This window comes from Vibrio sp. KUL70 (assembly GCF_059725515.1).
The window spans coordinates 1,733,991-1,757,452 of the sequence record NZ_AP045834.1; the positions used below are offsets into that span (position 1 = coordinate 1,733,991).

The following is a 23,462-nucleotide window of genomic DNA, read 5'->3' on the forward strand; positions in this document are numbered from 1 at the left end:
CCCCAAATGCATCGGCAAATCAAGTTCAAACAGCTTAAAGTGCTTGCCGAGAACAATAAACACTCTACTACTAATGTCTAACTGACTGAGTCTATTTGTTTTTTTTGGTTTGGTATAAGGTACTAACAATCAAATGTTAATAATTCTTTAATTACAAGTTGATGTATTGTTTTTATATCTAGGTAGGTCAGTTTCACTGACAAATAACAAGTCTACTTATAAAGAAAATAGAGTCAGCAAGTTCAATGTAACAAAACAACAGAGCCAATTACTCTGTTAAATCTTCGTGCCGTGAGTCACTTACGTTTGTTGGAGTAACACGCCTTAGAGTGTGAAAGAAAGGAATCAAAATGAGCAGTACTTTAGAGTCCCTAAATATACGAACAGAGAAGCCTCAAACCAATGAGGACGAACTCTCTTATGAACAACAACACAAACCAAGTTCGGAATTTGATTCGCGAGAGCAGTATCTCGAGCACGAATTACAAATCATGTCGCCTAAGCGCTGGCGCCCAAATTTGCCGTTTAAAGATTACCGATTCGAGATAGAAGACACCATCCCAGCGATGGCCGCGACCATTGGTAAAGTGGTGATGGTGGGCGCGATTGCAGCCACCTTTGCGGGAGCGCTTGGGCTAAACGAAGGCTTCATCCTAGAAAACGTTCGTTATGAACTTCTTATCGCCTCTGTTTTTATCATTCTTTTTTCTGGTTTTCTCTTGCCGACGGCTAACCTTGCAGGTACACACGGCCCTCTTATTCCATTAATCCCTATCGTGGTTGCCGCTGGTGGACACCCTATGGCGTTTGGCTTACTGATTGGTGCATTTGGCTTGCTGTTAGCCATCAGTAAAGGAGGCAGTATGTTAGCCAACCTCACCAGTAAAGGCGTGTGCGGCGGTTTACTGCTCTACCTTGGCTTTGTGGGTACCGTTTCTCAAGTGAAGAAGCTGTTCGCTTGGGCTGAAGGAATCGATATGAGCCACATCGCTTTTGTCGTGATCTTCTGTACCATTATCCTGTACGCGCTATTGGAGCACTTCCGTAAGCGTTGGTTAGCTGTGCCTCTTAGCTGTTTGTTGGGTGGTACGATTGCATTTGCTATGGGCGCGCCGTTCTCGTTCCAAACCGAGCCAGGTCTACCGAACATGAACCCTATGTATTGGTGGGGAGAAGATACTGGCTGGATGCTAGGTCTACCGACGATTGAACACTTCATGGTAGTACTGCCGTTCGCGATTCTAGCGGTAGCGATGTGGTCACCCGATTTCTTGGGGCATCAAGTATTCCAAAAGATCAGCTACCCAGATCGTACTGAAAAAGTACACATGAACATTGATGACACTATGACCACAGCGTCTATTCGTCAAACTTTTGGTTCTCTACTTGGTGGGACTAACTTTACCTCTTCATGGGGTACTTACATCGTACCTGCAGCGATTGCGAAACGCCCTATTCCGGCAGGAGCTTTGCTGACGGCTCTGTTCTGTATCATCGCCGCTGTTTGGGGCTACCCGATGGATTTAGCTATCTGGCAACCTGTACTTTGTGTAGCTCTGATTGTGGGTGTATTCGTTCCACTGCTAGAGGCAGGCATGGAGATGACGCGTGAGGGTAAAACCACTCAATCAGCCGCGATTGTTGTGTTCTCATCAGCGCTTGTGAACCCAGCATTTGGTTGGTCTATCACTATGCTATTAGACAACTTAGGCTTAGTTGGCTGTAAAGAACGCAGTGGTGAGCTGAGTAAAATGAGTCGTTGGGTGCTACCGGGCATTATGTTTGTTGTTCTAACAAGCGTGATGGCATTGGTTGGCCTTCTACCGGGGATTCCAGCAATCATCCCAAGCTTCCGCTAAGCTCGAATAGCATTTAATTTGAAAGAACAAGGCCTCGTACACGCGAGGCCTTATTGTATCTGTTGTTCAACCAGAAATTACCGAGAGCTAGTTAACTCAAGAGCCATTCATCCAGTACTGCAATGAATTCAGGGTGGATAAGATAGCCTATTGAAGCGTGCGGGTTACTTTTCCCGTTGCGGATGTTGAGGTTATAAATTGGGTAGATGTCTTTCATCCCGCCGGGTACTAACCCCAGCTCAAGCATCTCTTGATAATCGTTTTTGATTCTACTGTCGTGAGAGATAAAATCATCTTCTGCCGATAGGTTTATCCACCGTTGAATGTTTAAAGGGTACTTCTTCTCACCTTTTAGGCGACTGCCTTTGAGCCTGTCTTTTACGTTTTCATCACCCAGCGGTGAACCGAGTGTAACCAATAGATCTACCTTCTTATCAGCGCCATAATCGTGTCTGTACTCTCCATAGTGAGATAACTTCCATAACACGTCATAACTGATCATCGAACCAAGGCTGTGCGATACAATCATTACGTCATTTTGATTATCAAGTGCTTCCTTCAGTTCGAGCATTAATCTATGCCGAACATCGCTACCAAAGTAGGTATCTTCATTCCAATAGTGCGCCATATCCGGTGCGGCCATTGTAACTAGCGTTTCTGCCGCACCCATCCGCCCCAATATCGCAGAAAAGGTATCGGCTAAGGACTCTTTTAGAAAGCCCACTTTAGATACTTCGCTATACGTTGTTTCGTCGAACTGGTTGGTTTGGTACGCTTTGAGATCGGATAGGGCTTGTTGTCGACTTACAGGGTCTTCCGCTGGTTCTCTTAACAATGAGTTTGAAAGCTCACCGTAATAGACAAACCGTTTATCGACATTTCTAAAAGCTTGCAATGAACCTGACTCCCCATAGTCTCTCAGCAAGCCATGTTCTATCGCATCGTACCAGAGTGCTTGAAGTAGCGCTTTGTCAGGCTTTTGAGCGCGACCATGAATGAATATGATTTTCTTAGCCATAACTGGCGTCCTAAGTTACGGAGTTAAAGTGATTATTTTCAATAACCAACACCCGCTGGGTACGTTCAGCTTTGGTCAATATAAACAAAGCTAATTACCTATAGAGTGGGCGGTTGATGAATCATTTATATAACTATGAGACACCCGTTATAGGACGGTTAATGGATGATAGATTCCGTCGCGACTCGCAAATTGATGTGAATGTACCGAGAAAACCTCCGCTCACAAAAAAGCCTCGCAAACGCGAGGCCTTGGTTTCTATTTAGATCTTAACTGCCCTACTTCACTGGCTTTAATCCATTCGGGTAATGAAGGTTTGCTCGTCATCGACAAAAGCCACGTAGTCGCCGTCGTAGATAAACACGCGACCACGACCTTCAACGATACACGCTAGCTGCGGGTTCAAATCTTCTTCAAGATCTTTGCTTTGGAATGTGCCAGTATCAGTGATCACGCCGCGAAGTGTTGGCAAAAAACCATAGCTGCGCTTGGCTTGGTCAATCAGGCTCAATTCGCTATTGATAGAGAAGTACGATGGGATTGGGCCAGCATCTTCAATAAACATCGGTTTCAGTTCTTCAAAGGCAGTAATCACCAGCCAGTCGATGCCGTTTACATGATGGATAAACATAGTGGTTCTCGATATTTCTAGTGCGGGGATTCTATCACTATCGAGCAGTAAGCGTGGAAGAAATTGAGAGGCTATTAGCAAGAGCTGACTTGGTTTACCTTCCTATCTGGGATCCAGCCACGTATGACAATAAGCCCGCATACCAACTCCCACTTTTGCCATACGCAATTCGCTCACCATCGTGAGATATTGCAATATCGTACTTAACCTTTGAATCATGAGCCATGGCATTCATGCTACCAAGTGCCATGAATATCAGGCATGTGATGTTTAGAATTAAACGCTTCATAGTGTCTCTCTACTTACTTTGAAGGGAACACAGAAAGCGCCCCTCTCAATCAATATAGCCACTATAAAGTGTGAAGTTGTAGACAGGTCAATAGTAATTTAGATAAAGCCCGCTCTCGTGATGGTGCTTTAACCAACTCATTTCTGCCCCAAAGTTGCTTAAACCTTCTGTTCATGAGCTTTTGCCTTACTAAAAGTTATCCACTCTTCTAATACTGTTCGCCGTGAATTCCCGTGTTGTATTACGGGGTAAATTCCACATGACTATCAGGTCTACTTATCAAAATCGTCAAGTCGGCTTTCACTTTTCTTATTGAGTAACATACCATCTTCTCTAATCTATTGATTTATAAACACTATTGATGACTTTGTTACTAGAGGGATTTGGATGACTATATTAAATGTGCAATTGAAGAATTGTTACGGAATTTCAGAATTAAAGTATGACTTCGACTTTTCTGGTCGTGGAAATCGAGCTTTTGCCATCTACGCTCCAAATGGATTAATGAAAACCTCATTTACCAGAACATTTGATGCTTTACGACAAGAGAAACAACCTCAGGAAGAGAGGTTTCAACGCCCTTCGACTGCGAATGTTAATTTCAAGGGGGATCAGATAGACCCAAATTATATTTACGTCCTCAATTCAAACATAGATCTCACCACTGATGACGAATCCGTCACTAACCTTTTGATCAACAGAGAAAGTAAAGAGAAATATGATTCATTAGTTAAAGATATTGAAAGTGCTAAATCTAAAATGCTTTCGAAACTTCAAAAACTATCAAAGGTTAAAAAAGCTGACGTAGAAGAAACAATTCGTAAAGATTTCCCTGCGCAGTCACTTATCGAATCTCTGAAAAAAGCAAAAACTATTTCACCTACATTCTCATCAGATAAAGTTTTTTATGCCGATGTTTTTCATCAAAAGGCAGTAGAAGTACTAGACAGTCCCGAGTTTGTATTAAAAGCACGAGAGTTTCTTGAACGCTATGACGATGTTTTTAAATCAAGTGGAGGACTATATCTAAAAGGAGTTTTTAATCCTAACCAAGCTGACGCCAGTCGTGATGCTCTAGAAAAAAACGCTTTTTTCGACGCTGGTCATACCATAAAAATACAAGGTGACACCGGAGACATTGGGCTAGAAGAGTTTAAAGAAAAAATTAAAGAAGTAAACAAAGGGATAGATACAGACACAAAGCTCAAAACTCTCAAAACTAAATTGGCAAAAAATGCTCAATCTATGGCAATCCAAACTCTCTTAGAGTCTAGCAGTCCAACTGAAGCTGAATCCTTAATTGTTAATTTGAATCCTGGCAAACGCGAATGGTTCAAACAAGAACTATGGCGAATGTATATTGAGAACTGTCCTGAAGTAGATCTTTTTTTGTCAGCATGGGAATCGAATAAAGAACAGATCCAAAAACTTGAGGAGCAAGCTGCTCAAGAAGCCCCTCAATGGCTAGATGCAATAGAACTTTTTAACTCTCGTTTTGTCGATATGCCATTCAAGTTAGGTTTGTTTAATCAATCTGACGCAATTCTAGGAAAATCAAAAGCTGTATTGAAGTTCATATTTACAGATAAAGAAGACACCCTAGAATGCGAACGTCATGAAATCTCCGCCCTCAGCCAAGGAGAACGCCGAGCTTTGTACTTGCTTAGCTTTATTTTTGACGTTGAGTACAGAAAAAGGGAGTCTCTAGAAACAATCTTCATAATTGACGATGTAGCTGATTCTTTCGACTATAAAAACAAGCATGCAATTTTGCAGTATCTAGATGACTTGAATAAAACAGAGTTCTTTTATCAAGTAATCCTAACTCATAACTTCGATTTCTACCGTTCTCTATTGCTGTCATTTATCCCTGATAAACGATGTTTAATGGTGAATAAATCAGAGACAGAGTTGCAACTTGTTCAATCAGAGGGAGTACGAAACATCTTTGTTGGGCTTTGGAAGAAAAACGTAACAACTTCTAATTCAATTCTATATTCATGCGTACCATTCACTAGAAACCTAATTGAGTTTACGACTGGCATGGACGATGAAGGCTATCGACTTCTGACAAAATTACTACATTGGAAGCAAGGCTCTAGTGACATAACCGTTGGTCAATATTTCGAGGTATATAATCAGGTATTTTCTACTGAACATAGTCCTGATAATCAGGATTCCTATATGATTGATTTACTTTTTGATACCGCAGACTCAATCGTCAGCCAAGCTGATCATGAAGGTGTTAACTTACAAGATAAGGTTCTTTTATCCATAGCAATTCGAGTAAAAGCAGAAAAGTTTATAACTGAGGAATTGAGAACAGTTAAGGGAGCCGATTATTGGAGTACTCAATTTTCCTATGGCAAACTCTTAGGTAAAGAATTCGAAACTCAATTTCCAGATTCACAACATTTAGCTACACTTAAAAAAGTTAGTGTCACCGTATGTTCAAACATTCACTTAAACTCATTTATGTATGAGCCAATTTTAGATTTATCGATTACTCACTTGATTGATTTATACAATGAGATAAGTGGTCTTACATAATTTAAGAGGGCTAATGCCCTCTTTTTTACTTTAGTGATGCTAGTAACCTAGCGTAACTTAACAGCTTTCGTGAAGTTTTAATTTCTAATTCTGATTGTATTTCTAGCAGCACAATACCCGTCAGTACCTGTTGAGATGATACCAGTTGGCCAGTAGGGAGTGTAAAAGTACCGATACGTGACGCTGCCACTTCAAATGTGAAACTAGCCCCACCTAACTCAAAGTGACAAAGTGCGCACTGTACAAAGGCGCACTAATTGGCAAGTTTGCCTTATAAAAAGTTATTAATTAATTGCTAATGTTCGATTTTCCGAAAATGACAATTGTCCAATGACGAATTAACACCCTACTCCTTACCCAACAAAAAAGACCTCGCAATGCGAGGCCTTTGGTTTTTCTATCTATCAGAAGAGATTAGTCGCGAAGTGCTGCGCCGAATTTCTCTGAGATTGAAGCTACGATTGCATCTACTGAACCAGCGATGTCTGCATCTTCTAGTGTGCGCTCTACAGACTGTAGAGTCAGTGCGATAGCTAGGCTCTTCTTGCCTTCTTCTACGCCCTTACCTACGTAAACGTCGAACAGTTTAGCGTCTGTTAGGAATTCGCCACCAGCTGCGATACACGCTTCTACGATGTCGCCAGAAGCGACTGCTTCGTCCACAACAACCGCGATATCACGACGGTTTGCAGGGAACTTAGATACTGCTACTGCTTCTGGAAGCACGCGAGTGTTGATAGCTGCCCATTCGATTTCGAATACGATAGTACGGCCGTTTAGACCAAACTTACGCTCTAGTTCTGGGTGAACAGTACCAATGATACCCACTTCTTTGCCGTCTACTACGACAGCCGCAGTTTGACCTGGGTGAAGTGCTGGGTGCTTAGCTGCTTTAAAGCTGTAAGCCTTCTCATTCGCTGTTAGCTCTAGAACTGCTTCTAGGTCGCCTTTCAGGTCAAAGAAGTCAACAGTGTTAGTTGCAACGTCCCAGTGCTCTTCACCGCGAGTACCAGAGATAACGCCCGCTAGCATTACTTCTTGACGCATGCCGTTTTCAGCTGATGCTTCTGGGATGAAACGTAGGCCAGATTCGAATAGACGAACGCGTGGCTGTTGACGCTTCTGGTTGTGAACAACTGTGTTTAGAAGACCTTGGATTAGGCCAAGACGCATAGCTGACATATCCGCAGAGATTGGGAATGGCAGGATTAGCGGTTCAACATCTGGAACGATCAGTTTTTGCTGCTCTGGCTCAACGAAGCTGTATGTGATTGCTTCGTGGTAGCCACGGTCAACTAGAAGATCACGAACGCGCTTAAGCGGTTGTTCAGCTTCTTTGTGGTCGTTCATCTTAAGTGCCGCTTTAGGCGCTTGGTTTGGAATGTTATCGTAACCGTAGATACGACCTACTTCTTCAATTAGGTCTTGCTCGATTGCGATATCGAAACGCCAAGATGGAGACGTTGCCGTCCAACCTGCGTCCGTAGTCTCAACTTCACAACCTAGACGAGTTAGGATTTCTACCACGTCTTCAGATGGGATTTCGTGACCTAGTAGGCTGTCTAGCTTAGCGCGACGTAGAGATACTACGTTTGCTTTTGGTAGATCAGCTTCAGATTCGCTACCGTTTACTGGCGCAACTTCACCACCACAGATTTCAACTAGAAGCTGTGTTGCACGCTCCATAGCAGCTAGCTGAAGTGTTGAATCAACACCACGCTCGAAACGTAGAGAAGAATCAGTGTGTAGGCCGTAAGCACGTGCGCGACCACGGATGTGATCCGGTGCGAAGAATGCTGCTTCTAGAAGAACGTCTGTAGTTTCAGTTGTTACACCAGACTCTTCACCACCAAAGATACCAGCGATTGCTAGTGCTTTGTTATGGTCAGCGATAACAAGCGTGTTGCTGTTTAGTTCAGCTTCGTTGCCATCTAGAAGTGTTAGTTTTTCGCCCTGCTCTGCTAGACGCACCACGATGCCACCTTCGATCTTAGCGAGATCAAATGCGTGCATTGGTTGGCCTTGCTCTAGCATCACGTAGTTTGTGATGTCTACAACTGGGTCGATTGAACGGATACCACAACGACGCAGTTTTTCTTGCATCCAGATTGGAGATTCCGCTTTCACGTTTACGTTCTTAACCACACGGCCAAGGTAACGTGGACACGCATCCGTTGCTTTGATTTCAACAGATACTGTGTCTTCAATGCTTGTAGCAACAGCTTCAACTGCTGGCTCTGTAACGTCTGCGCGGTTTAGTACGCCAACTTCACGAGCAAGACCACGGATGCTGAAACAGTCAGCGCGGTTAGCTGTTAGGTCTACGTCGATCGCTACGTCTTCTAGATCTAGAAGTTCACGAACGTCCATGCCTAGAGTTGTACCTTCTGGTAGCTCAAGGATGCCGTCTGACTCTACGTCGATACCTAACTCAGAGAAAGAACAAAGCATGCCGTGCGATGGAACGCCACGTAGTTTTGCTTTCTTGATTTTGAAGTTACCAGGAAGTACTGCGCCAACTGTTGCAACTGCTACAGTTAGGCCAAGACGACAGTTAGATGCACCACATACGATGTCTAACAGCTCTTCTTCACCGATATCAATTTTTGTAACTTGTAGTTTGTCTGCGTCTGGGTGCTGACCGCACTCAACCACTTTACCTACTTTAACGCCGGTGAATTCACCAGCAACAGGTTCTACATCGTCAACTTCCAAACCAGCCATAGTGATTTGGTGAGCTAGCTCTTCGCTGTTAATTGCAGGTTTAACCCACTCGCGTAGCCAAGATTCACTGAATTTCATAGTTTTGACTGCCCCGGATTACTTGAATTGTTTTAGGAAACGAAGGTCGTTCTCGAAGAACGCACGAAGGTCATTTACGCCGTAACGAAGCATTGTTAGACGCTCAACACCCATACCGAATGCGAAACCAGAGTATTTCTCAGGGTCGATGCCTACAGAGCGAAGTACGTTAGGGTGAACCATGCCACAACCTAGAACTTCTAGCCATTTGCCATCTTTACGTTTCACGTCAACTTCTGCTGAAGGCTCTGTGAATGGGAAGAATGAAGGACGGAAACGCACTTCTACTTCTTCTTCAAAGAAGTTACATAGGAAGTCGTTCAGAATACCTTTCAGCTGAGCGAAGTTTACGTTCTCATCTACCAGCATACCTTCCACTTGGTGGAACATTGGCGTGTGAGTTTGGTCGTAGTCGTTACGGTAAACACGACCCGGAGCGATGAAACGGAAAGGAGGCTTGCCGTTTTCCATTGTACGGATTTGAACACCAGAAGTGTGCGTACGTAGCATTAGGTCTGGGTTAAAGAAGAAGGTATCGTGGTCAGTACGAGCTGGGTGATCTTCTGCGATGTTTAGTGCATCAAAGTTGTGGAATGCATCTTCAATCTCAGGACCAGACTCAGTGTTAAAGCCTAGCTCACCAAAGAACTGTTCAATACGCTCAACTGTGCGTGTTACTGGGTGTAGACCACCGTTCTCAATGCGACGACCTGGTAGGCTCACATCGATTGTCTCTTCAGCCAGTTTCGCTTCTAGCTCTGCACGTTGTAGTGCGTCTTTGCGAGCTGCGATCGCTTGTTGAACAGCACCTTTCGCTTTGTTGATCTCTTGACCAGCAGTGCGACGCTCTTCAGGTGGTAGTTTACCTAGGCTTTGAAGCTGTGAAGTTAGTTCACCTTTCTTACCTAAATACTGAACTCGCACTTCATCAAGTGCGACTAACGAATCAGCGCTTTCAATCGCTGTCGTTGCATTAGCAATGATCTCTTCTAGATGTTGCATCGTTTCCTCATCTACCTTCTGGTAGTGTCCGTATCGGATGATTAGTTTTTTCGATAGCTACACATAGTAATCAAACCAGCTACTAATGCCAAATTGAATTGCCAAAAGAACAAGTTATTGACTAAAAACACGACAAATTTAGCCTTCTTTAATGTCATTGAAACCAAATACCGCTGAGTCTTCCCCAGAAACAGGCAAAAGTTGTCGTTTTCAAACATAGCTATGCTGTACAACTTGATGCTAATCAGGCTTGATGAACAGTAGATGACACTTCTAAATACAAAAATGGGCCCTATGTCAGAGCCCATTGTTTAACTGTTTCACAGCTTAACTGTTTAAGTGATTAATTTGTTTAATAACCAAAAGGCTTAAGTGTCTATTTTTGATGTCAGTTTCTAGAAATAATATTCGATTGCCACTTCGACAAAGTCATCCTTTCTCGCGAAGAAGAGCAAATCTTCCGGCGTTTCGTTCTCGAACAACCAGCCATTCAATCGCCATTTGAAATGGTTATTGATTCGCGCTGAGGCTTCTAGACGAGCGCTGTAAACATCACTGTTGTCTAAGTCTTGTGTCATGCCAACCAGAACTTCAGTACCATCTTCATCGTTGAGTGCAAATCGTGTCCCAACAAACAGATCGTTTTGCCCTACGTTTTGCGCATTGTTGCCTCGGCTGTCATACAGATATTCTGCCAGAAAGCCAATGTCCCAATACGAATCCAACGCCCCGACCCAAGTGTATTCAAAGCCTGTCACTAGCCCTGTATGATTATCGAAACTGTCGCGATAAACACTTTCTAGCTTGAGTAGCCAGTCGCCAACAATGCCTTGAACATCCAACCCGACATGCTGCATTTGCGCGTAGTAAGGTTTGAGCTTGTTCCCTTCAAAGCGAAAATATGGGTCGCGGTTGGTGCCCGCTAAGTAGCTCAAGCCAACGTCCCAATCACCGTACATTTGGCTATAGCGCAGCGCGACATCGACGTGCTTTTCTTCTCTCGAGGATTCATACAGGGCATCGTCAGAAACAGGGATGGTTGGACGTAGCCTTCCATCTTCTCCCGCAAAGGTGCGCTCTCTGAAATACGGCAGGAGCATGGCATTCACCGTACCCCACTCTTTGACAGAGGTGAAGTGCACCATAGGTTGACCAAGTTTGGCTTCGCCATCGACCGATTCAATGGCGTCGGTTTGGTTAACCACATCGACTAAGTGCGCCGATTCCGTCACACCCCAAAACACTTTGCCAACACCGGCACGCAGTTCATAGTCATCCCAATAAGTGAGATAAAGCGCCTCACGAACATCACCGTGTGTTCGTTCGTCGTCTTGGCTATCGAAGCGATAAAACGGGATAAAGGTAAAGCTGCCGTTGCCCTCTTCTTGCTCCCAATAGAGTTCAGGTTGTAGCACTAATGAGGTTTGCTCTTTGCTTTGCCCCTGTAAGCCGTCACTGAAAAACTGACGATGCTCTACATTGACTTGTCCCGCTAACTCTATCGAATGACACATTGCAGAGACACTCATTAAACCGAGTGTTGCAGCGATGGTCACCGCCAACTGCGAGCCGAGTAACATATTCCTTTTCATATTAATGCCCTACTTCGCTCGCTTAAGGGTGTTCTTTTGGAAGTCGCGATCTTCTAACCCATTCTGGAACACCAAATCCGTTGTGGTAAGAACAGTACTTTTACCCGTTTGGTGGTTCTGCATTGCCATAGTATGAGCACGCCAATACTGGTTCAGGTACTGTTTGTAATCTTGGAATGACAAGGTTTTTAGCAGTGCACCTTTACGGTCGTAAAATTCGACTTTCATTGGGCGATAGTGCTCTTGGTCGAGCCACACTTTCTGTTTGGTGTAACCGGAGTTTTTATCGGTTGGCACTTGCTCCAATACAAAGGTCTCTACTCCATCGAGTTTGGCATCTTCCACGTAGTTAAAGGTGTACTTTTCTAGCTCGAATGAACTCAAGTCTTCGTAAGCAAACTCACTGCCCATGAATGGACCCGACTTGTTACGTGAAGAGATGCGTTTCACACGTTTCAGAGCAGGAAGATACAACCATTGGTCATCTGGCTCGGTGATGTGCGAATGGTTAAGGAAAGCGGTGCCTTTTACATCGCGCGGCTCATCAAAAATGGTCAAGCCTTTGTCGCCATCGTTTTCCACCTCTAATGATTTCAATCGCATTAAACGGGTGCTGCTCTCCCCTTGTTTGTTTTTAAGCAGCATCTCCATCGTTGCCACTGAATCACCCCAACCAGTGTCTAGGTTTTTGCGTTTTTCCGCGATTTCTAGCCCTTTTGCAGGATCAGCCAACGCAGGTAGAGTCGCAAATGTACCTATGGTCAGCGCCCCTACTGTTATGATTGACGTCAACATTGTTTTCTTTTTGATCGAGTATTTGGTGTTTTTCATCATGATCTCCTTGGTCAGCCCATATCCGCAGGCTGACATTTCCTTATTTGGTCGAAGTGGATAGTTGAGCAGCTGGGTTGGGCTGTGTTTGATTCGCTGAGGTGGTTCGTGTCTCTGGCGTTTGCTTTTTTGCGTCGCTCACGTAGTGGTTCTCGTTGTCGAAAATCATCAGCAAGATTGGTAGCAAGATGAAATCCACAACCAGTGCGATGAAGATAACAATGGCACTCAATAAACCCATGTCGGCGTTGAGTCTGAAACCAGATAGCGCGAGTACACTAAAGCCAGCCACAAGCACCACTGTGGTGATCCACAATGCGCGGCCCACAGTGTGGAAGGCGTAACGTACCGCCTGTTCAGCTGACTGACCTTCTTTGCGTGCGCGCTGGTACTTACTCAAGAAGTGGACTGCATCATCCACCACGATACCTAAGGTAAGCGTGACAACGACCGATAATCCGAGGTTGATTTCGCCTGAGATAAGCGCCCATAAACCGAAGCCAATGATCGCTGGTGCAATGTTTGGTACTAGGCTAATTACACCCAAGCGAACGGAACGCAGAGCGAAGATCATCAGCGCAGAGATAAGCACGAGCGTAATTGGCAAGGTAGAGAGCATGCTCGCCATGTTAGTTTCACCAATGTGAGCAAACATCAGTGATGGGCTGGATGCGACCACTTCATATTGAGGCGCATTGGCTGCAAACCATGCGTAGATACGCTCTTCAAGTTCCACTAGCTCCACACTGCCAAGGTTATCGACGGTGAGTACCATTTTGATTGAGGACTTATCGACGTTGATCTGGTTGTTCAAGTCCAATCCGTAAGGCAGAGACATCTCGTACAGCAGCAGATATTGCGCCGCGAGTTCACGATCGAGTGGCAATTGATAATAGCTAGGATCATCGCCATGCATGTTTTTATTCAAACGCTTATAAACATCTGACAGTGTCGCGACATGGTCGGTTTCTGGTTGAACGCGTAACCACTCAGTAAAGTCGCCTATCGCTTGCAAGAACACAGGATCAGCAATGCCTTGAGACTCGTTGGTTTTTATCGCGATGCTCAGGTTGGTCATGCCACTGATCGTCTGCTCCATAAAGTCAGCGGCTTGGCGAAACTCGTTTGAGGTATCAAAGTACTTCACCGATTCGTCGTTGACTTTATTAAGTGGAATCAAGGCCGCAGCAATCACGATCACTAGCGCAGAACCAGGCAATAAGGTTTTGCGATTGTTCACTACAAAATCGCCCAACTTGTCCATAAAGGTTACTTTTTCAGACTCAGTAGTGGATGGCGCAAGGCGCTTCACAGGCAACAGGTTAAGCAGTGCAGGCAGCAGAGAGACTGACAGCAAACATGCGATCATCACACCCAGTGCAGACAAGTTACCGAAGTCACGCAGTACGGGAGAGTCCGACATGTTCATCATCAAGAAACCAATCGCCGTGGTCACTGACGTGATTAGAATCGGGATGAAGTTAAGCTTGATGCTGTATTGAATTGCTTCGGCTTTGATCATTCCGCGCTGCATGGCTTGGCGCATGGTCACAATCACGTGAACACAATCAGCGACCGCTAGGGTTAACACCAATGTAGGCACATTCACGGTTGCAGTGCTTAAAAACATGCCTGCCCAACCAGATAACCCCATTGTTGCTAGGATAGAAGAGATAATCACCACAAGGGTTGCTACAACGCTAAAGAAGGAGCGCAGCATCAAGGTGAGAAATACCAACACTACCAACAGCATTAAAGGCACTAGCGTTGAGCTGTCCTCTTGAGCTGAAGTCATAAAGGCGTCATTCATGGCTATGATGCCCGCTTTGTAGAAATCAACATTCGGATAGTCAGCTTGGTATTTGCCGATCATAGCGTTAATGGCCGTGATGACCTCTTGAACTTCCGCGGTTTTGTCCACTTCTGGTAATTGCACCGTCACGTTAACAATCGTCACATCACCAGACTCAGACACCAATGCATTCTTAAGTAGTGGTTCGTTTAACGCGATCTGTTTTACTTTTGCAATACGCTCGGGGGTGTGTTCGTACTCTTCATACAAGAGATCTTCTACCAAGAGGTCATCTTCGAGTGCTTCGGTATGTTGATAGTTAGCGATGGAGTCAACACGGCTAGAGTATGGAATTTGCCATGAATCGACGGTAAGGCTCTGGATCAGAGTCAAAGTCTCTGGCGTGAAAACATTGCCATCGTCTGGGGCGATCACAATGGAAAGGTTGTCTGTTTTGGCGAAGGTGGTTTGAATCTCGTCAAACGCCATCAACTGTTTGTTGGTTCCTTCAAAGAAGATATTGTAATCACCTCTAAAATAGAGGTTCTTAGCACCGAACGTAGCAACGGCGATCACTGCTAACATTACGAATAAGGTTATAAACGAGCGTTGGGTGGGTAACGTATACCAAGCGCTCTGTGTTTCTGATGGTTGATTTTGGGGTTCCATCACAGTCTCCATATGTGACGATTCGTCATAAATGTACATTTAAAAACCAGCAATTCGCTGGCAAACATACAAAATGAGGTCAAAATTAAGAACTGACTCGATACAACCTAAATCAATTCATCTTTTTGACGATTCGTCACTAATGGCGCTAAAATAACCCATTAACTTGCGCAATGGGCTATCTAAACTTAACGACCAACAGATTCTAGATAAGCAACTTCTTCACTGAACAACTCTTGCTCTACTCGGCGCCAGGTCTTTTTATAATCCCATTCCGAAGAGAGCGGTTGCCAGTTCAAGCCATCTAAAAGCATATTAGCGTTGTGCAGCACAGAGTATGGGTCTTGGATTCGTTTAATACAGTGACTGTTAGACGCATTTTGATTCAAGGCGTTTGAACCAAAAGCGATAGACCAGTTAGCAAAGACAATCGCATCAGACCCAATCCCAGAAGAGAATTTCAAATCTCCAGCCTCAACCGCACGATTAACCAAATCATCCGCATGCTGAATCACCATCTCTTCGAGTTGATTAAGCTCTTGTACTCTTGTTGGCGAAGCCTTCTCTAGTATCCAAGGGCTCTTGGCCATAATTGCACAGGTTGAAAGTACCGGTTCCATACGTGCATAAATTCGGTATGCAACGTGCAGTGCCATTACTTTTTCACGGCTTGTGCCTTCAAACTCCGCAGAGCGCGCAAACAACATCGCCTCTGTTTTAAGTGAATGAATGCACAGGGCTAAAACAACGTCTTCTTTGCTGCAAAAATGGTTGTATATCGTCCCTTTTGAGTAAGAGCTTGCAGCGGTCAGCTTATCCATAGTTAAGTTACCAAAACCCTGCTCTCGAACGATATCTCTTGCCAACAACATAAGCTCTACCTCGCGTTCTGCGATCGCTTGTTGTTTTTTAGTCATGCCCGAGACACACCCCAGCATTCCTTTAATTTCATCTTTGCAACCTAAGCCAAACTTCATATTTAGTCCGTACCTTAACTCAGCCTATATAATGGCATGGTCTGTTTTAAACCTTGTCTGTATTAAACAATACTCCTACTCAATATAATAACATGAATCCCATAATCATGTACGCTGCCATTTTGTGACGCTTCGTCATTTTTGACTTATCGTCATAATAGCGCAAACATTGATCAGATCAAGTTGATTTTATAATTTTATTCGACTGATGAATCATTTCTGGTAATTACTCAACCAAGCTCATACATTTTCAAATGTCAGATACGACGAACACTTCATTCTCAAACGTTTATGAAACTAAAATGTGTCGCTTTAAAACTGAGGCGCGACTTTCAATACTGAACGATGGTTAATATTTGTTTAGCTGACATTGATTTAGGTGAAGTTGCTATAAATTCCGTTGAGTGTGGCTTACAATGGGGACATGAGTTGTACTTTATCAAGAGCATCATTTTGAGCGCCAAATTTACCTATCTTACTTGGAAAATTAATACCAGCAGCCCAGCTGAAAAGTTGGTGATGCTTTTACTCGCAGACAATGCCGATGATGAAGGCTACGCAACGATTGAACTTCACAGAGCTTCTGCGCTGACGGCCCTATCTGTTTTTGGATTAGCGGACTGCTTGAAAGCCCTAGTCGACAATGGTTGGCTAGATAAAGTGAAAGTCGAGCGCAGAGACAATCAAGAAATTCACGTGTTTAAGATGCTGCTGGAACAAGAGCAACCAACACAACCGGTCAACTCAATTCCAGTTTATGCACCTGCACCTGCACCTGCACCTGCACCTGCACCGAAATATCAGCCGGCTCCAGCACAAATGCAAGTGATGTCGACCTCCCCTCGCCCACAAAGCCGCGGTGGAATGAATGGCAACACAATTTCAACTCACGACTTGGATGAAGAGAACATTCCATCGTGGGCTGAACGTGCGTTTAAGTTTTCCGGATTGTCCGGTGACCATAATCTAATATGGAAGAAGTTTGTCCTTTGGTACAAAGCCAAAGCCAATGAATTAATGCCAATATCTCGAATTGAATCTAAGTTGCAGTACTGGCTAGTAAACGAGAAGCAAAATGAAAGACAACAACCGAAAACCGCTCAATATTCAGGAACTTCAGGACAAACTCAAGGAAATGGGTATCGACAAAAGCTTAGCCCATCTGAGCGCTTCAGGCAGCAACTCATCCAGAAAGGCAAAAAGCCAACTTTCTGATCCTGAGCCTACTGTTACTCCAGAAGTTCTGCCGGCCGCTACTTCACCATCGGCACCTGTTGTTGAGTCAAATACAGGATCTAATCAACAAGTACCCGTTGTTGACCAAGATCCGGCTGATCTGGAGCTGTCTGACTGGTGCATCCATGTCTTTGGTTCTTTCCTAAGTGTGTATGAAACGCAGTGGGAGTACCAATACGGCAGTGAGCCAAGCGGCAAGTTCATCGAGTTCGCTAATACCATCGACTCAGACGGCTTAAATCGCGTACTGATGCACTGCCATGAGCGTATTCAACTGGGTAACAGTTGGCCACCACAAATGGGTGAGTTGTGGATCTTAAAAGATTCACTGACAGAAGAAGAGCTATTGGATAGTCGCATTCGTGTATTGTCGCGCTCTGCTATCAACCCCATTGAAAAATGGCTGATTCAGAACAAGCTCTACGACTTGAAACGCACAGCCGAGAACAAGCTTGATGCGCTATTCAAGAAGTACTACTTAGAAGCGAAGAGACTCGATGAGAAAGGTATGCTTCATACTGAACTGCCGCAACATTTGTTGGCTGCGAACTCAGTGAAGAACCTCAACGATTTGAAACGTGAAGAGTACGAAGAGAAGCACGGCAAAGCGCTGAACCCAAGAATCCAAAAGATTCTAGACAGTAAAAAGTCTCGCTAGACTAGTTACTAAAAGCCCAAATACAAAAACGCCAGCAATTACGCTGGCGTTTTTATTCATTCGTTGTTTTTGGTGCCGTTCGAATCGAAAGCGCCAAAATGACGACTCACTGCTTTAGAAAAATCTTACAGTAGGTGGATTGTCGCGTTTAGCGTGAATACACCTGAGTCATCGTCTTTCATCTTGAAGTTCTGGTAGCTTGCACCAACAGATAGTGGGCCAAAGATGAAGTACTCTGCACCAACACCGTACATGATATCAACATCGTCTTGCTTGAAAGAATCGCCCTTCAGCTCGTAAGAATGCAGACCGCCTTTCGCGTAAACGTGTAGAGGGCCGAAGTCGATGCTTGGTTTAATAGCTAGGTATGCCGTGCTTGCATCCATGTTCTGAACTGTACGGTTACCATATTTAACGCTATCGAAAGAACCTAGATCCCAGTAACCAGCTTCTACACCGATGATAGGTAGAATACCAGTACCTACGTGGATACCAACTGCCGTTTCTTTCTCGTTGCCTAGTGAGTTTTGGCCACCCATTACGCCACCGTATAACCATGAATCAGCCATCGCTGTTGAAGATGCACCTAGCAGAGCTAGCGCTAATAACGTTTTTTTCATACTTGACCTTCTCGTCCTAGCGACGCTTAAGTGGTAAATGATTGCCACTAAAACGTCTTTTTGTAATTACTATCCAATTAACAAGAAAACAAGCAAGATTCATACCTAAACCTTGCTCGTTATCTCGCTCTATCCTTAACAAGCATCGATAGCGTTTTTAACACGCTTATCCGATACTGGGTACGGCGTGCCAAGTTGCTGTGCGAAGAAGCTTACACGAAGCTCTTCTATCATCCAACGCACCTCTTTGACATTTTCTGGAACCGCGATCCCTTTTGGTACCTTATTCAGTAACTCTTTGTAATCGTTCATTACTGATTCGACTTTAATCATGTGTAAGCGGTCTTTGTTCGGGTCAATCGGCAGTTTTTCCATACGACGCTCAATCGCACGCATGTAACGTAGGATGTCCGGCAAACGCTTCCAACCACACTCAGTCGCAAAGCCCTTAAATATTAACCCTTCTATCTGCGCTTTGATATCCGACAAGGCAAATGCCATCGACAGATCAACACGCCCTTTAAGCTTTTTATTGATATTGAACGCTGTCGTCAGAATGGTTTCAACTTGCTGAGCGATCTCTACCACCGTATCACCAAGCTCTGCACGAACGTGCTCTTTCAGTGCTTCAAACTGTTCTGGTTCCCAAACCAAACCGCCCTTCTCTTCGATAAGCTTATCGATACCACAAGCGATACAATCATCAATCAAATCAAGCACTTTACCATAAGGGTTAAAGTATAAACCTAACTTAGACTTGTTTGGCAGATTTGAGTGTAGATACTTAATCGGCGATGGCACGTTAAGTAAGATCAGGCGACGCTGACCCGCTTTCATTGCTGAAATCTGCTCTTGCTCGGTTTCGAACAGCTTGATCTCTACGCTGTCTTTGGTATCCACCAACGCAGGGAAGGCTTTTACGTCGTAACCGCCACGTTTCTGTTGGTACACTTTCGGCAGTTCACCAAAACTCCACGTGTGCAGGTTCTGCTGCTCGATGTCATCATCAGCCACTTTCGATAGTGTCTCTTGAACCTTGTCTTTCAAGCTCTCTTTGAGCTCGTGCAGATCTTTGTGTTCTTTCAACTTACGACGACGGTGGTCTACCGCGCGGAATGTCACTTTCAAGTGCTCTGGGATCTGATCCAGTTTCCAATCATCACGCACAACTTCAACACCTGTCATACGACGCAACTCTTTCTCAAGAGAATCGAGCAGCGGCGCTTCAAGTGGTGTTACTCGCGCAAGGAATGCATCTGCATAGTTTGGCGCAGGCACAAAGTTACGTCGTAACGTCTTAGGTAGCGATTTGATAAGGCTAATGACAAGTTCTTGACGTAACCCTGGGATCTGCCAGTCAAAGCCACTCTGCTCTACTTGGTTCAGAATCGGCAGTGGTACGTGAACGGTCACACCATCGTTGTCATCGCCCGGCTCAAATTGGTAACTCAGTTTTAGCTTCAAACCATTTTGATGCCAGAAGTTCGGGTAATCTAAATCGGTAACATGGCTCGCATCGCCACGGAACAGCATCGATTTCTCAAAGTTCAGTAGCTCAGGCGTCTGTTTGCTGGTTTTCTTCCACCACGTATCGAAGTGACGGCCAGACACCACCTCTTCACCAACACGCTGGTCATAGAAATCAAACAGCTCATCGTCATCAATCAAGATGTCACGACGACGAGATTTATGCTCTAGCTCTTCCACTTCTTGCAGAAGCTTGCGGTTCTGTTTGAAGAAAGCGTGTTTGGTTTCCCACTCACCTTCAACCAGTGCACTGCGTACAAACAGTTCACGACTGACAGTTGGGTCAATCGAACCGTAATTCACAAGGCGCTTAGGTACGATTGGAATGCCGTAAAGCATCACTTTCTCGTGAGCCATGACCGCGGCTTGCTTCTTCGACCAATGTGGTTCGCTGTAGCTGCGCTTAATTAGGTGCTTAGCTAACGGTTCAATCCACTCTGGCTGAATCTTGGCGATAATGCGACCCCAAAGTTTTGAAGTTTCCACCAGCTCAGCGGACATGATCCACTTAGGCTGCTTCTTAAACAGACCAGACGCTGGGAAGATATGGAAACGAGCGTTACGCGCACCTTGGTACTCGTTCTTCTCTTGGTCTTTCATACCAACGTGCGATAGCAAGCCTGAAAGTAGCGACTGGTGAATACCTTCGTAGCTACCCGGTTCATCGTTAAGCTTGGTATCTAACTCACGCATCGCTTGGTGGATCTGGAAGTAGACATCTTGCCACTCACGAATACGCAGGTAGTTCAGGTAATCTTGCTTACACTGTTTGCGGAACTGGTTGCTCGACAGCGCTTTTTGCTGCTTCTTGATGTAGTCCCACAGGTTCACAAAGGTGATGAAATCTGAGTCTTTATCGAAGAAACGCTTGTGCTTATCGTCAGACGACTGCTGTTTGTCAGACGGACGCTCACGCGGATCCTGAATCGACAATGCAGACGCGATAACCATCACTTCGTGTAGACAGCGATTATTTGGTGCTTCAATCACCATACGCGCTAAACGCGGGTCGATTGGCAGCTTAGATAGCTTGCGACCAATAGCCGTTAGCTTCTTAGTATCGTCACCTTGGTTCTTGTTTTTGCTATTTGGCTTGCCCGATGCAATCGCACCCAACTCTTCAAGCAGTCTTACACCATCTTGGATGTTGCGTTTGTCTGGCGCTTCTACAAATGGGAAGGCTTGGATATCACCTAGGCCAAGCGCCGTCATCTGTAGGATTACCGACGCTAGGTTGGTACGCAGAATCTCTGGATCAGTAAACTCTGGACGTGATTCGAAATCTTCCTCGGAGTAAAGACGAATACAGATACCTTCAGCCACACGACCACAACGACCTTTACGCTGGTTAGCACTCGCTTGAGAGATAGGCTCAATCGGTAGGCGCTGAACTTTCGTACGGTAGCTGTAGCGACTGATACGCGCAGTACCTGGGTCGATTACATACTTGATACCCGGAACCGTGAGCGAGGTTTCCGCTACGTTGGTTGCCAGTACAATTCGACGCCCCGTGTGAGATTGGAAGATGCGGTTTTGCTCACCCGCTGACAAACGTGCGTACAGCGGCACGATTTCAGTATCACGCAGGTTACGTTTACTTAGCGCATCTGCGGTATCACGAATTTCACGCTCACCATTCATGAAGATCAGAATGTCACCTAAGCCTTCATCACACAGCTCATCAACCGCTTCGAAGATACCTTCCATTTGATCGCGATCGGAATCGCTGTCTTCACCACCAAGTGGGCGGTAGCGAGTTTCTACTGGGTAAGTACGACCTGAGACTTCAATGATTGGCGCATTATTGAAATGCTTAGAGAAGCGCTCAGGGTCGATGGTTGCCGACGTGATGATCACTTTCAGATCAGGACGCTTTGGCAACAACTCTTTCAAGTAACCCATGATGAAGTCGATGTTCAAGCTACGTTCGTGCGCTTCATCGATAATGATAGTGTCGTACTGGTTTAGATAACGGTCGTGCTGAATCTCGGCCAGTAGAATACCGTCGGTCATCAATTTGATTTGAGTGTTGTCCGAGATTTGGTCGTTAAATCGAACCTTATAGCCCACAAACTCACCCAGTTGGGTTTCCATCTCTTCAGCAATACGGTTCGCAACAGAGCGCGCAGCCAGACGACGTGGCTGAGTATGACCAATTAGGCCATAGCGACCACGTCCAAGCTCAGAACAGATCTTAGGAAGTTGAGTTGTTTTACCTGAACCCGTTTCACCCGCAACGATCACCACTTGGTTCTCTTCAATCGCCTTAGCGATATCGTCACGCTTTTGGCTTACTGGCAGGATTTCTGGGTATTCGATGGTTGGCTTTTGCGCTGCGCGCTGGGTTGCCGTCATCATCGATTGGGCAATATCTAGTGCAATCTCGTCAAAGACGGCGTGTTTCGATTTCTCATTTTTAATTCGGCTAGCACCTGCAATTCGCTTACTCAGACGGAAGCGATCGCGCATCATACATTCTTTGAGCGCTTTACGAAGAGAGGCAGGTGTATTTTGGGAGGCCTTAGCCTGAGAAGCAGAATTCTTGTCTGCCGCGTCCGAACGTGCGGCGTCTTGATTCTTATCTGCTTTTTCCGGAGACGAAGTCAAAGCGTGTCCTATTCTTTTCATTACATAAAACTTTGCGAATTGTAGCACACAAGGGCTAGAACAAGATAACGGAAAGCACCTTACGGACAGTACCCTTCTAGAGTTATTCAATTTTTTCGAACAACTTAAGCGAAACTATCGCCTTTTTAGCTTTCTTTGTTCCTCTATAATGCATCACATTACAAGAAAGCACTCATTCAAGGAAAACCATTATGTCTCGCGTATTAGCCCTAAAATCAAGCATCCTAGGCGACTACTCTCAATCAACCAAACTGGTAGAAGAGTTCATCAAGAATGTAGACCAAGACAAACTGACGGTTCGCGACCTAGCTGCAAACCCACTACCAGTATTGGACTTTTCGGTAGCCACTGCGCTTCGTGCAACGGAAGATCTTTCTCAAGACCAACAAGCGATTGTTGACCTATCTGATACGCTAATCGAAGAAATTAAAGCGGCAGATACGCTAGTGATTGCTGCACCTATGTACAACTTTACTATCCCGACTCAGCTTAAAAACTGGATTGACCTAATTGCTCGTGCTGGCGTGACGTTCACTTACACAGAAAACGGCGTTAAAGGTCTAATCGAAGGTAAGAAAGCAATCGTAGTAACGACTCGTGGCGGCATCCATAAAGACGCAGCGACTGACAGCGTGACACCTTACCTACGCACAGTACTTGGCTTTGTTGGCATCACAGAAGTGGAATTTGTTTACGCTGAAGCACTCAACATGGGTGAAGACGCAGCAGCAAAAGGCATCTCAGAAGCGCAGAGCAAACTGGCTGAATTGGCTTAAGAGCA

At 44.9% G+C, this 23,462-nt stretch carries 16 protein-coding genes; 5 read left to right on the forward strand and 11 right to left on the reverse strand.

Annotation, left to right across the window (positions count from 1 at the left end):
• The first annotated feature begins 350 nt into the window (after window positions 1-350).
• Window positions 351-1,859 carry a DUF3360 domain-containing protein gene (locus AC6I7V_RS07520; protein ID WP_255230594.1) on the forward strand — a complete coding sequence of 503 codons (1,509 nt, stop codon included), beginning with the start codon at window positions 351-353 and terminating at the stop codon, window positions 1,857-1,859.
• A gap of 91 nt (window positions 1,860-1,950) precedes the next feature.
• Here the strand turns inward: AC6I7V_RS07520 and AC6I7V_RS07525 are convergent, their stop codons facing one another.
• The 3 genes from AC6I7V_RS07525 to AC6I7V_RS07535 form a co-directional block, all read right to left on the reverse strand.
• Window positions 1,951-2,877 carry a hypothetical protein gene (locus AC6I7V_RS07525; protein ID WP_498010584.1) on the reverse strand — a complete coding sequence of 309 codons (927 nt, stop codon included), beginning with the start codon at window positions 2,875-2,877 and terminating at the stop codon, window positions 1,951-1,953.
• Between the two features lie 292 nt (window positions 2,878-3,169).
• Entirely contained in the window at window positions 3,170-3,508 is a 339-nt protein-coding gene (locus AC6I7V_RS07530; RefSeq protein WP_498010585.1) for a cytosolic protein, read from the reverse strand.
• Between the two features lie 94 nt (window positions 3,509-3,602).
• Window positions 3,603-3,797, reverse strand: coding sequence for a hypothetical protein (locus AC6I7V_RS07535; RefSeq protein ID WP_498010586.1), 195 nt, complete (start codon window positions 3,795-3,797; stop codon window positions 3,603-3,605).
• A 387-nt stretch (window positions 3,798-4,184) separates the two neighbouring features.
• Between AC6I7V_RS07535 and AC6I7V_RS07540 the strand changes: the two genes are divergently transcribed.
• Window positions 4,185-6,347 (forward strand): hypothetical protein, encoded by a 2,163-nt coding sequence (locus AC6I7V_RS07540; RefSeq protein ID WP_255230592.1) that lies wholly within the window; start codon window positions 4,185-4,187, stop codon window positions 6,345-6,347.
• A 414-nt stretch (window positions 6,348-6,761) separates the two neighbouring features.
• Here AC6I7V_RS07540 and pheT read toward each other — a convergent pair whose 3' ends face one another.
• The 6 genes from pheT to AC6I7V_RS07570 all read right to left on the reverse strand — a co-directional run bounded on the left by pheT (window position 6,762) and on the right by AC6I7V_RS07570 (window position 16,012).
• Window positions 6,762-9,149: a phenylalanine--tRNA ligase subunit beta gene (pheT, locus tag AC6I7V_RS07545; RefSeq protein ID WP_498010587.1), complete on the reverse strand. Its 2,388-nt coding sequence runs from the start codon at window positions 9,147-9,149 to the stop codon at window positions 6,762-6,764.
• Window positions 9,150-9,167: 18 nt separating this feature from the next.
• Window positions 9,168-10,151 carry a phenylalanine--tRNA ligase subunit alpha gene (gene pheS / locus AC6I7V_RS07550; protein WP_032548794.1) on the reverse strand — a complete coding sequence of 328 codons (984 nt, stop codon included), beginning with the start codon at window positions 10,149-10,151 and terminating at the stop codon, window positions 9,168-9,170.
• 395 nt (window positions 10,152-10,546) lie between these two features.
• Window positions 10,547-11,743, reverse strand: coding sequence for a hypothetical protein (locus AC6I7V_RS07555; RefSeq protein WP_498010588.1), 1,197 nt, complete (start codon window positions 11,741-11,743; stop codon window positions 10,547-10,549).
• A gap of 9 nt (window positions 11,744-11,752) precedes the next feature.
• Entirely contained in the window at window positions 11,753-12,538 is a 786-nt protein-coding gene (locus tag AC6I7V_RS07560) for an outer membrane lipoprotein-sorting protein (protein ID WP_498011664.1), read from the reverse strand.
• 79 nt (window positions 12,539-12,617) lie between these two features.
• Window positions 12,618-15,035 carry an efflux RND transporter permease subunit gene (locus AC6I7V_RS07565; RefSeq protein WP_498010589.1) on the reverse strand — a complete coding sequence of 806 codons (2,418 nt, stop codon included), beginning with the start codon at window positions 15,033-15,035 and terminating at the stop codon, window positions 12,618-12,620.
• A 188-nt stretch (window positions 15,036-15,223) separates the two neighbouring features.
• Window positions 15,224-16,012 (reverse strand): TetR/AcrR family transcriptional regulator, encoded by a 789-nt coding sequence (locus AC6I7V_RS07570; protein ID WP_255230587.1) that lies wholly within the window; start codon window positions 16,010-16,012, stop codon window positions 15,224-15,226.
• Between the two features lie 453 nt (window positions 16,013-16,465).
• Between AC6I7V_RS07570 and AC6I7V_RS07575 the strand changes: the two genes are divergently transcribed.
• The gene (locus AC6I7V_RS07575; RefSeq protein WP_498010590.1) at window positions 16,466-17,227 is read left to right on the forward strand and encodes a hypothetical protein; all 762 of its coding nucleotides are present in this window, start codon (window positions 16,466-16,468) and stop codon (window positions 17,225-17,227) included.
• Complete coding sequence (locus AC6I7V_RS07580; protein WP_498011665.1) at window positions 17,148-17,906, forward strand: hypothetical protein; 759 nt, start codon at window positions 17,148-17,150, stop codon at window positions 17,904-17,906. Before AC6I7V_RS07575 ends, AC6I7V_RS07580 begins: the two co-directional genes overlap by 80 nt.
• A gap of 125 nt (window positions 17,907-18,031) precedes the next feature.
• Here the strand turns inward: AC6I7V_RS07580 and AC6I7V_RS07585 are convergent, their stop codons facing one another.
• Together AC6I7V_RS07585 and hrpA are read right to left on the reverse strand one after the other, a co-directional pair.
• Window positions 18,032-18,526 (reverse strand): outer membrane beta-barrel protein, encoded by a 495-nt coding sequence (locus AC6I7V_RS07585; RefSeq protein WP_255230583.1) that lies wholly within the window; start codon window positions 18,524-18,526, stop codon window positions 18,032-18,034.
• Window positions 18,527-18,661: 135 nt separating this feature from the next.
• Window positions 18,662-22,660 carry an ATP-dependent RNA helicase HrpA gene (gene hrpA / locus AC6I7V_RS07590; RefSeq protein ID WP_498011666.1) on the reverse strand — a complete coding sequence of 1,333 codons (3,999 nt, stop codon included), beginning with the start codon at window positions 22,658-22,660 and terminating at the stop codon, window positions 18,662-18,664.
• A 212-nt stretch (window positions 22,661-22,872) separates the two neighbouring features.
• Between hrpA and AC6I7V_RS07595 the strand changes: the two genes are divergently transcribed.
• Window positions 22,873-23,457: an FMN-dependent NADH-azoreductase gene (locus AC6I7V_RS07595; RefSeq protein WP_498010591.1), complete on the forward strand. Its 585-nt coding sequence runs from the start codon at window positions 22,873-22,875 to the stop codon at window positions 23,455-23,457.
• The last annotated feature ends 5 nt before the right edge of the window (window positions 23,458-23,462 follow it).

Excerpts from the sequence above, each read along its gene's own strand:
- AC6I7V_RS07595 (WP_498010591.1), top strand. The coding sequence starts at position 22,873 with ATGTCTCGCGTATTAGCCCTAAAATCAAGCATCCTAGGCGACTACTCT.
- AC6I7V_RS07530 (WP_498010585.1), bottom strand. The coding sequence starts at position 3,508 with ATGTTTATCCATCATGTAAACGGCATCGACTGGCTGGTGATTACTGCC.
- AC6I7V_RS07580 (WP_498011665.1), top strand. The coding sequence starts at position 17,148 with ATGGGTATCGACAAAAGCTTAGCCCATCTGAGCGCTTCAGGCAGCAAC.
- AC6I7V_RS07560 (WP_498011664.1), bottom strand. The coding sequence starts at position 12,538 with ATGTTGACGTCAATCATAACAGTAGGGGCGCTGACCATAGGTACATTT.
- AC6I7V_RS07585 (WP_255230583.1), bottom strand. The coding sequence starts at position 18,526 with ATGAAAAAAACGTTATTAGCGCTAGCTCTGCTAGGTGCATCTTCAACA.
- AC6I7V_RS07525 (WP_498010584.1), bottom strand. The coding sequence starts at position 2,877 with ATGGCTAAGAAAATCATATTCATTCATGGTCGCGCTCAAAAGCCTGAC.
- pheS (WP_032548794.1), bottom strand. The coding sequence starts at position 10,151 with ATGCAACATCTAGAAGAGATCATTGCTAATGCAACGACAGCGATTGAA.
- AC6I7V_RS07570 (WP_255230587.1), bottom strand. The coding sequence starts at position 16,012 with ATGAAGTTTGGCTTAGGTTGCAAAGATGAAATTAAAGGAATGCTGGGG.
- AC6I7V_RS07520 (WP_255230594.1), top strand. The coding sequence starts at position 351 with ATGAGCAGTACTTTAGAGTCCCTAAATATACGAACAGAGAAGCCTCAA.
- AC6I7V_RS07555 (WP_498010588.1), bottom strand. The coding sequence starts at position 11,743 with ATGAAAAGGAATATGTTACTCGGCTCGCAGTTGGCGGTGACCATCGCT.
- AC6I7V_RS07535 (WP_498010586.1), bottom strand. The coding sequence starts at position 3,797 with ATGAAGCGTTTAATTCTAAACATCACATGCCTGATATTCATGGCACTT.
- pheT (WP_498010587.1), bottom strand. The coding sequence starts at position 9,149 with ATGAAATTCAGTGAATCTTGGCTACGCGAGTGGGTTAAACCTGCAATT.
- AC6I7V_RS07565 (WP_498010589.1), bottom strand. The coding sequence starts at position 15,035 with ATGGAACCCCAAAATCAACCATCAGAAACACAGAGCGCTTGGTATACG.
- AC6I7V_RS07540 (WP_255230592.1), top strand. The coding sequence starts at position 4,185 with ATGACTATATTAAATGTGCAATTGAAGAATTGTTACGGAATTTCAGAA.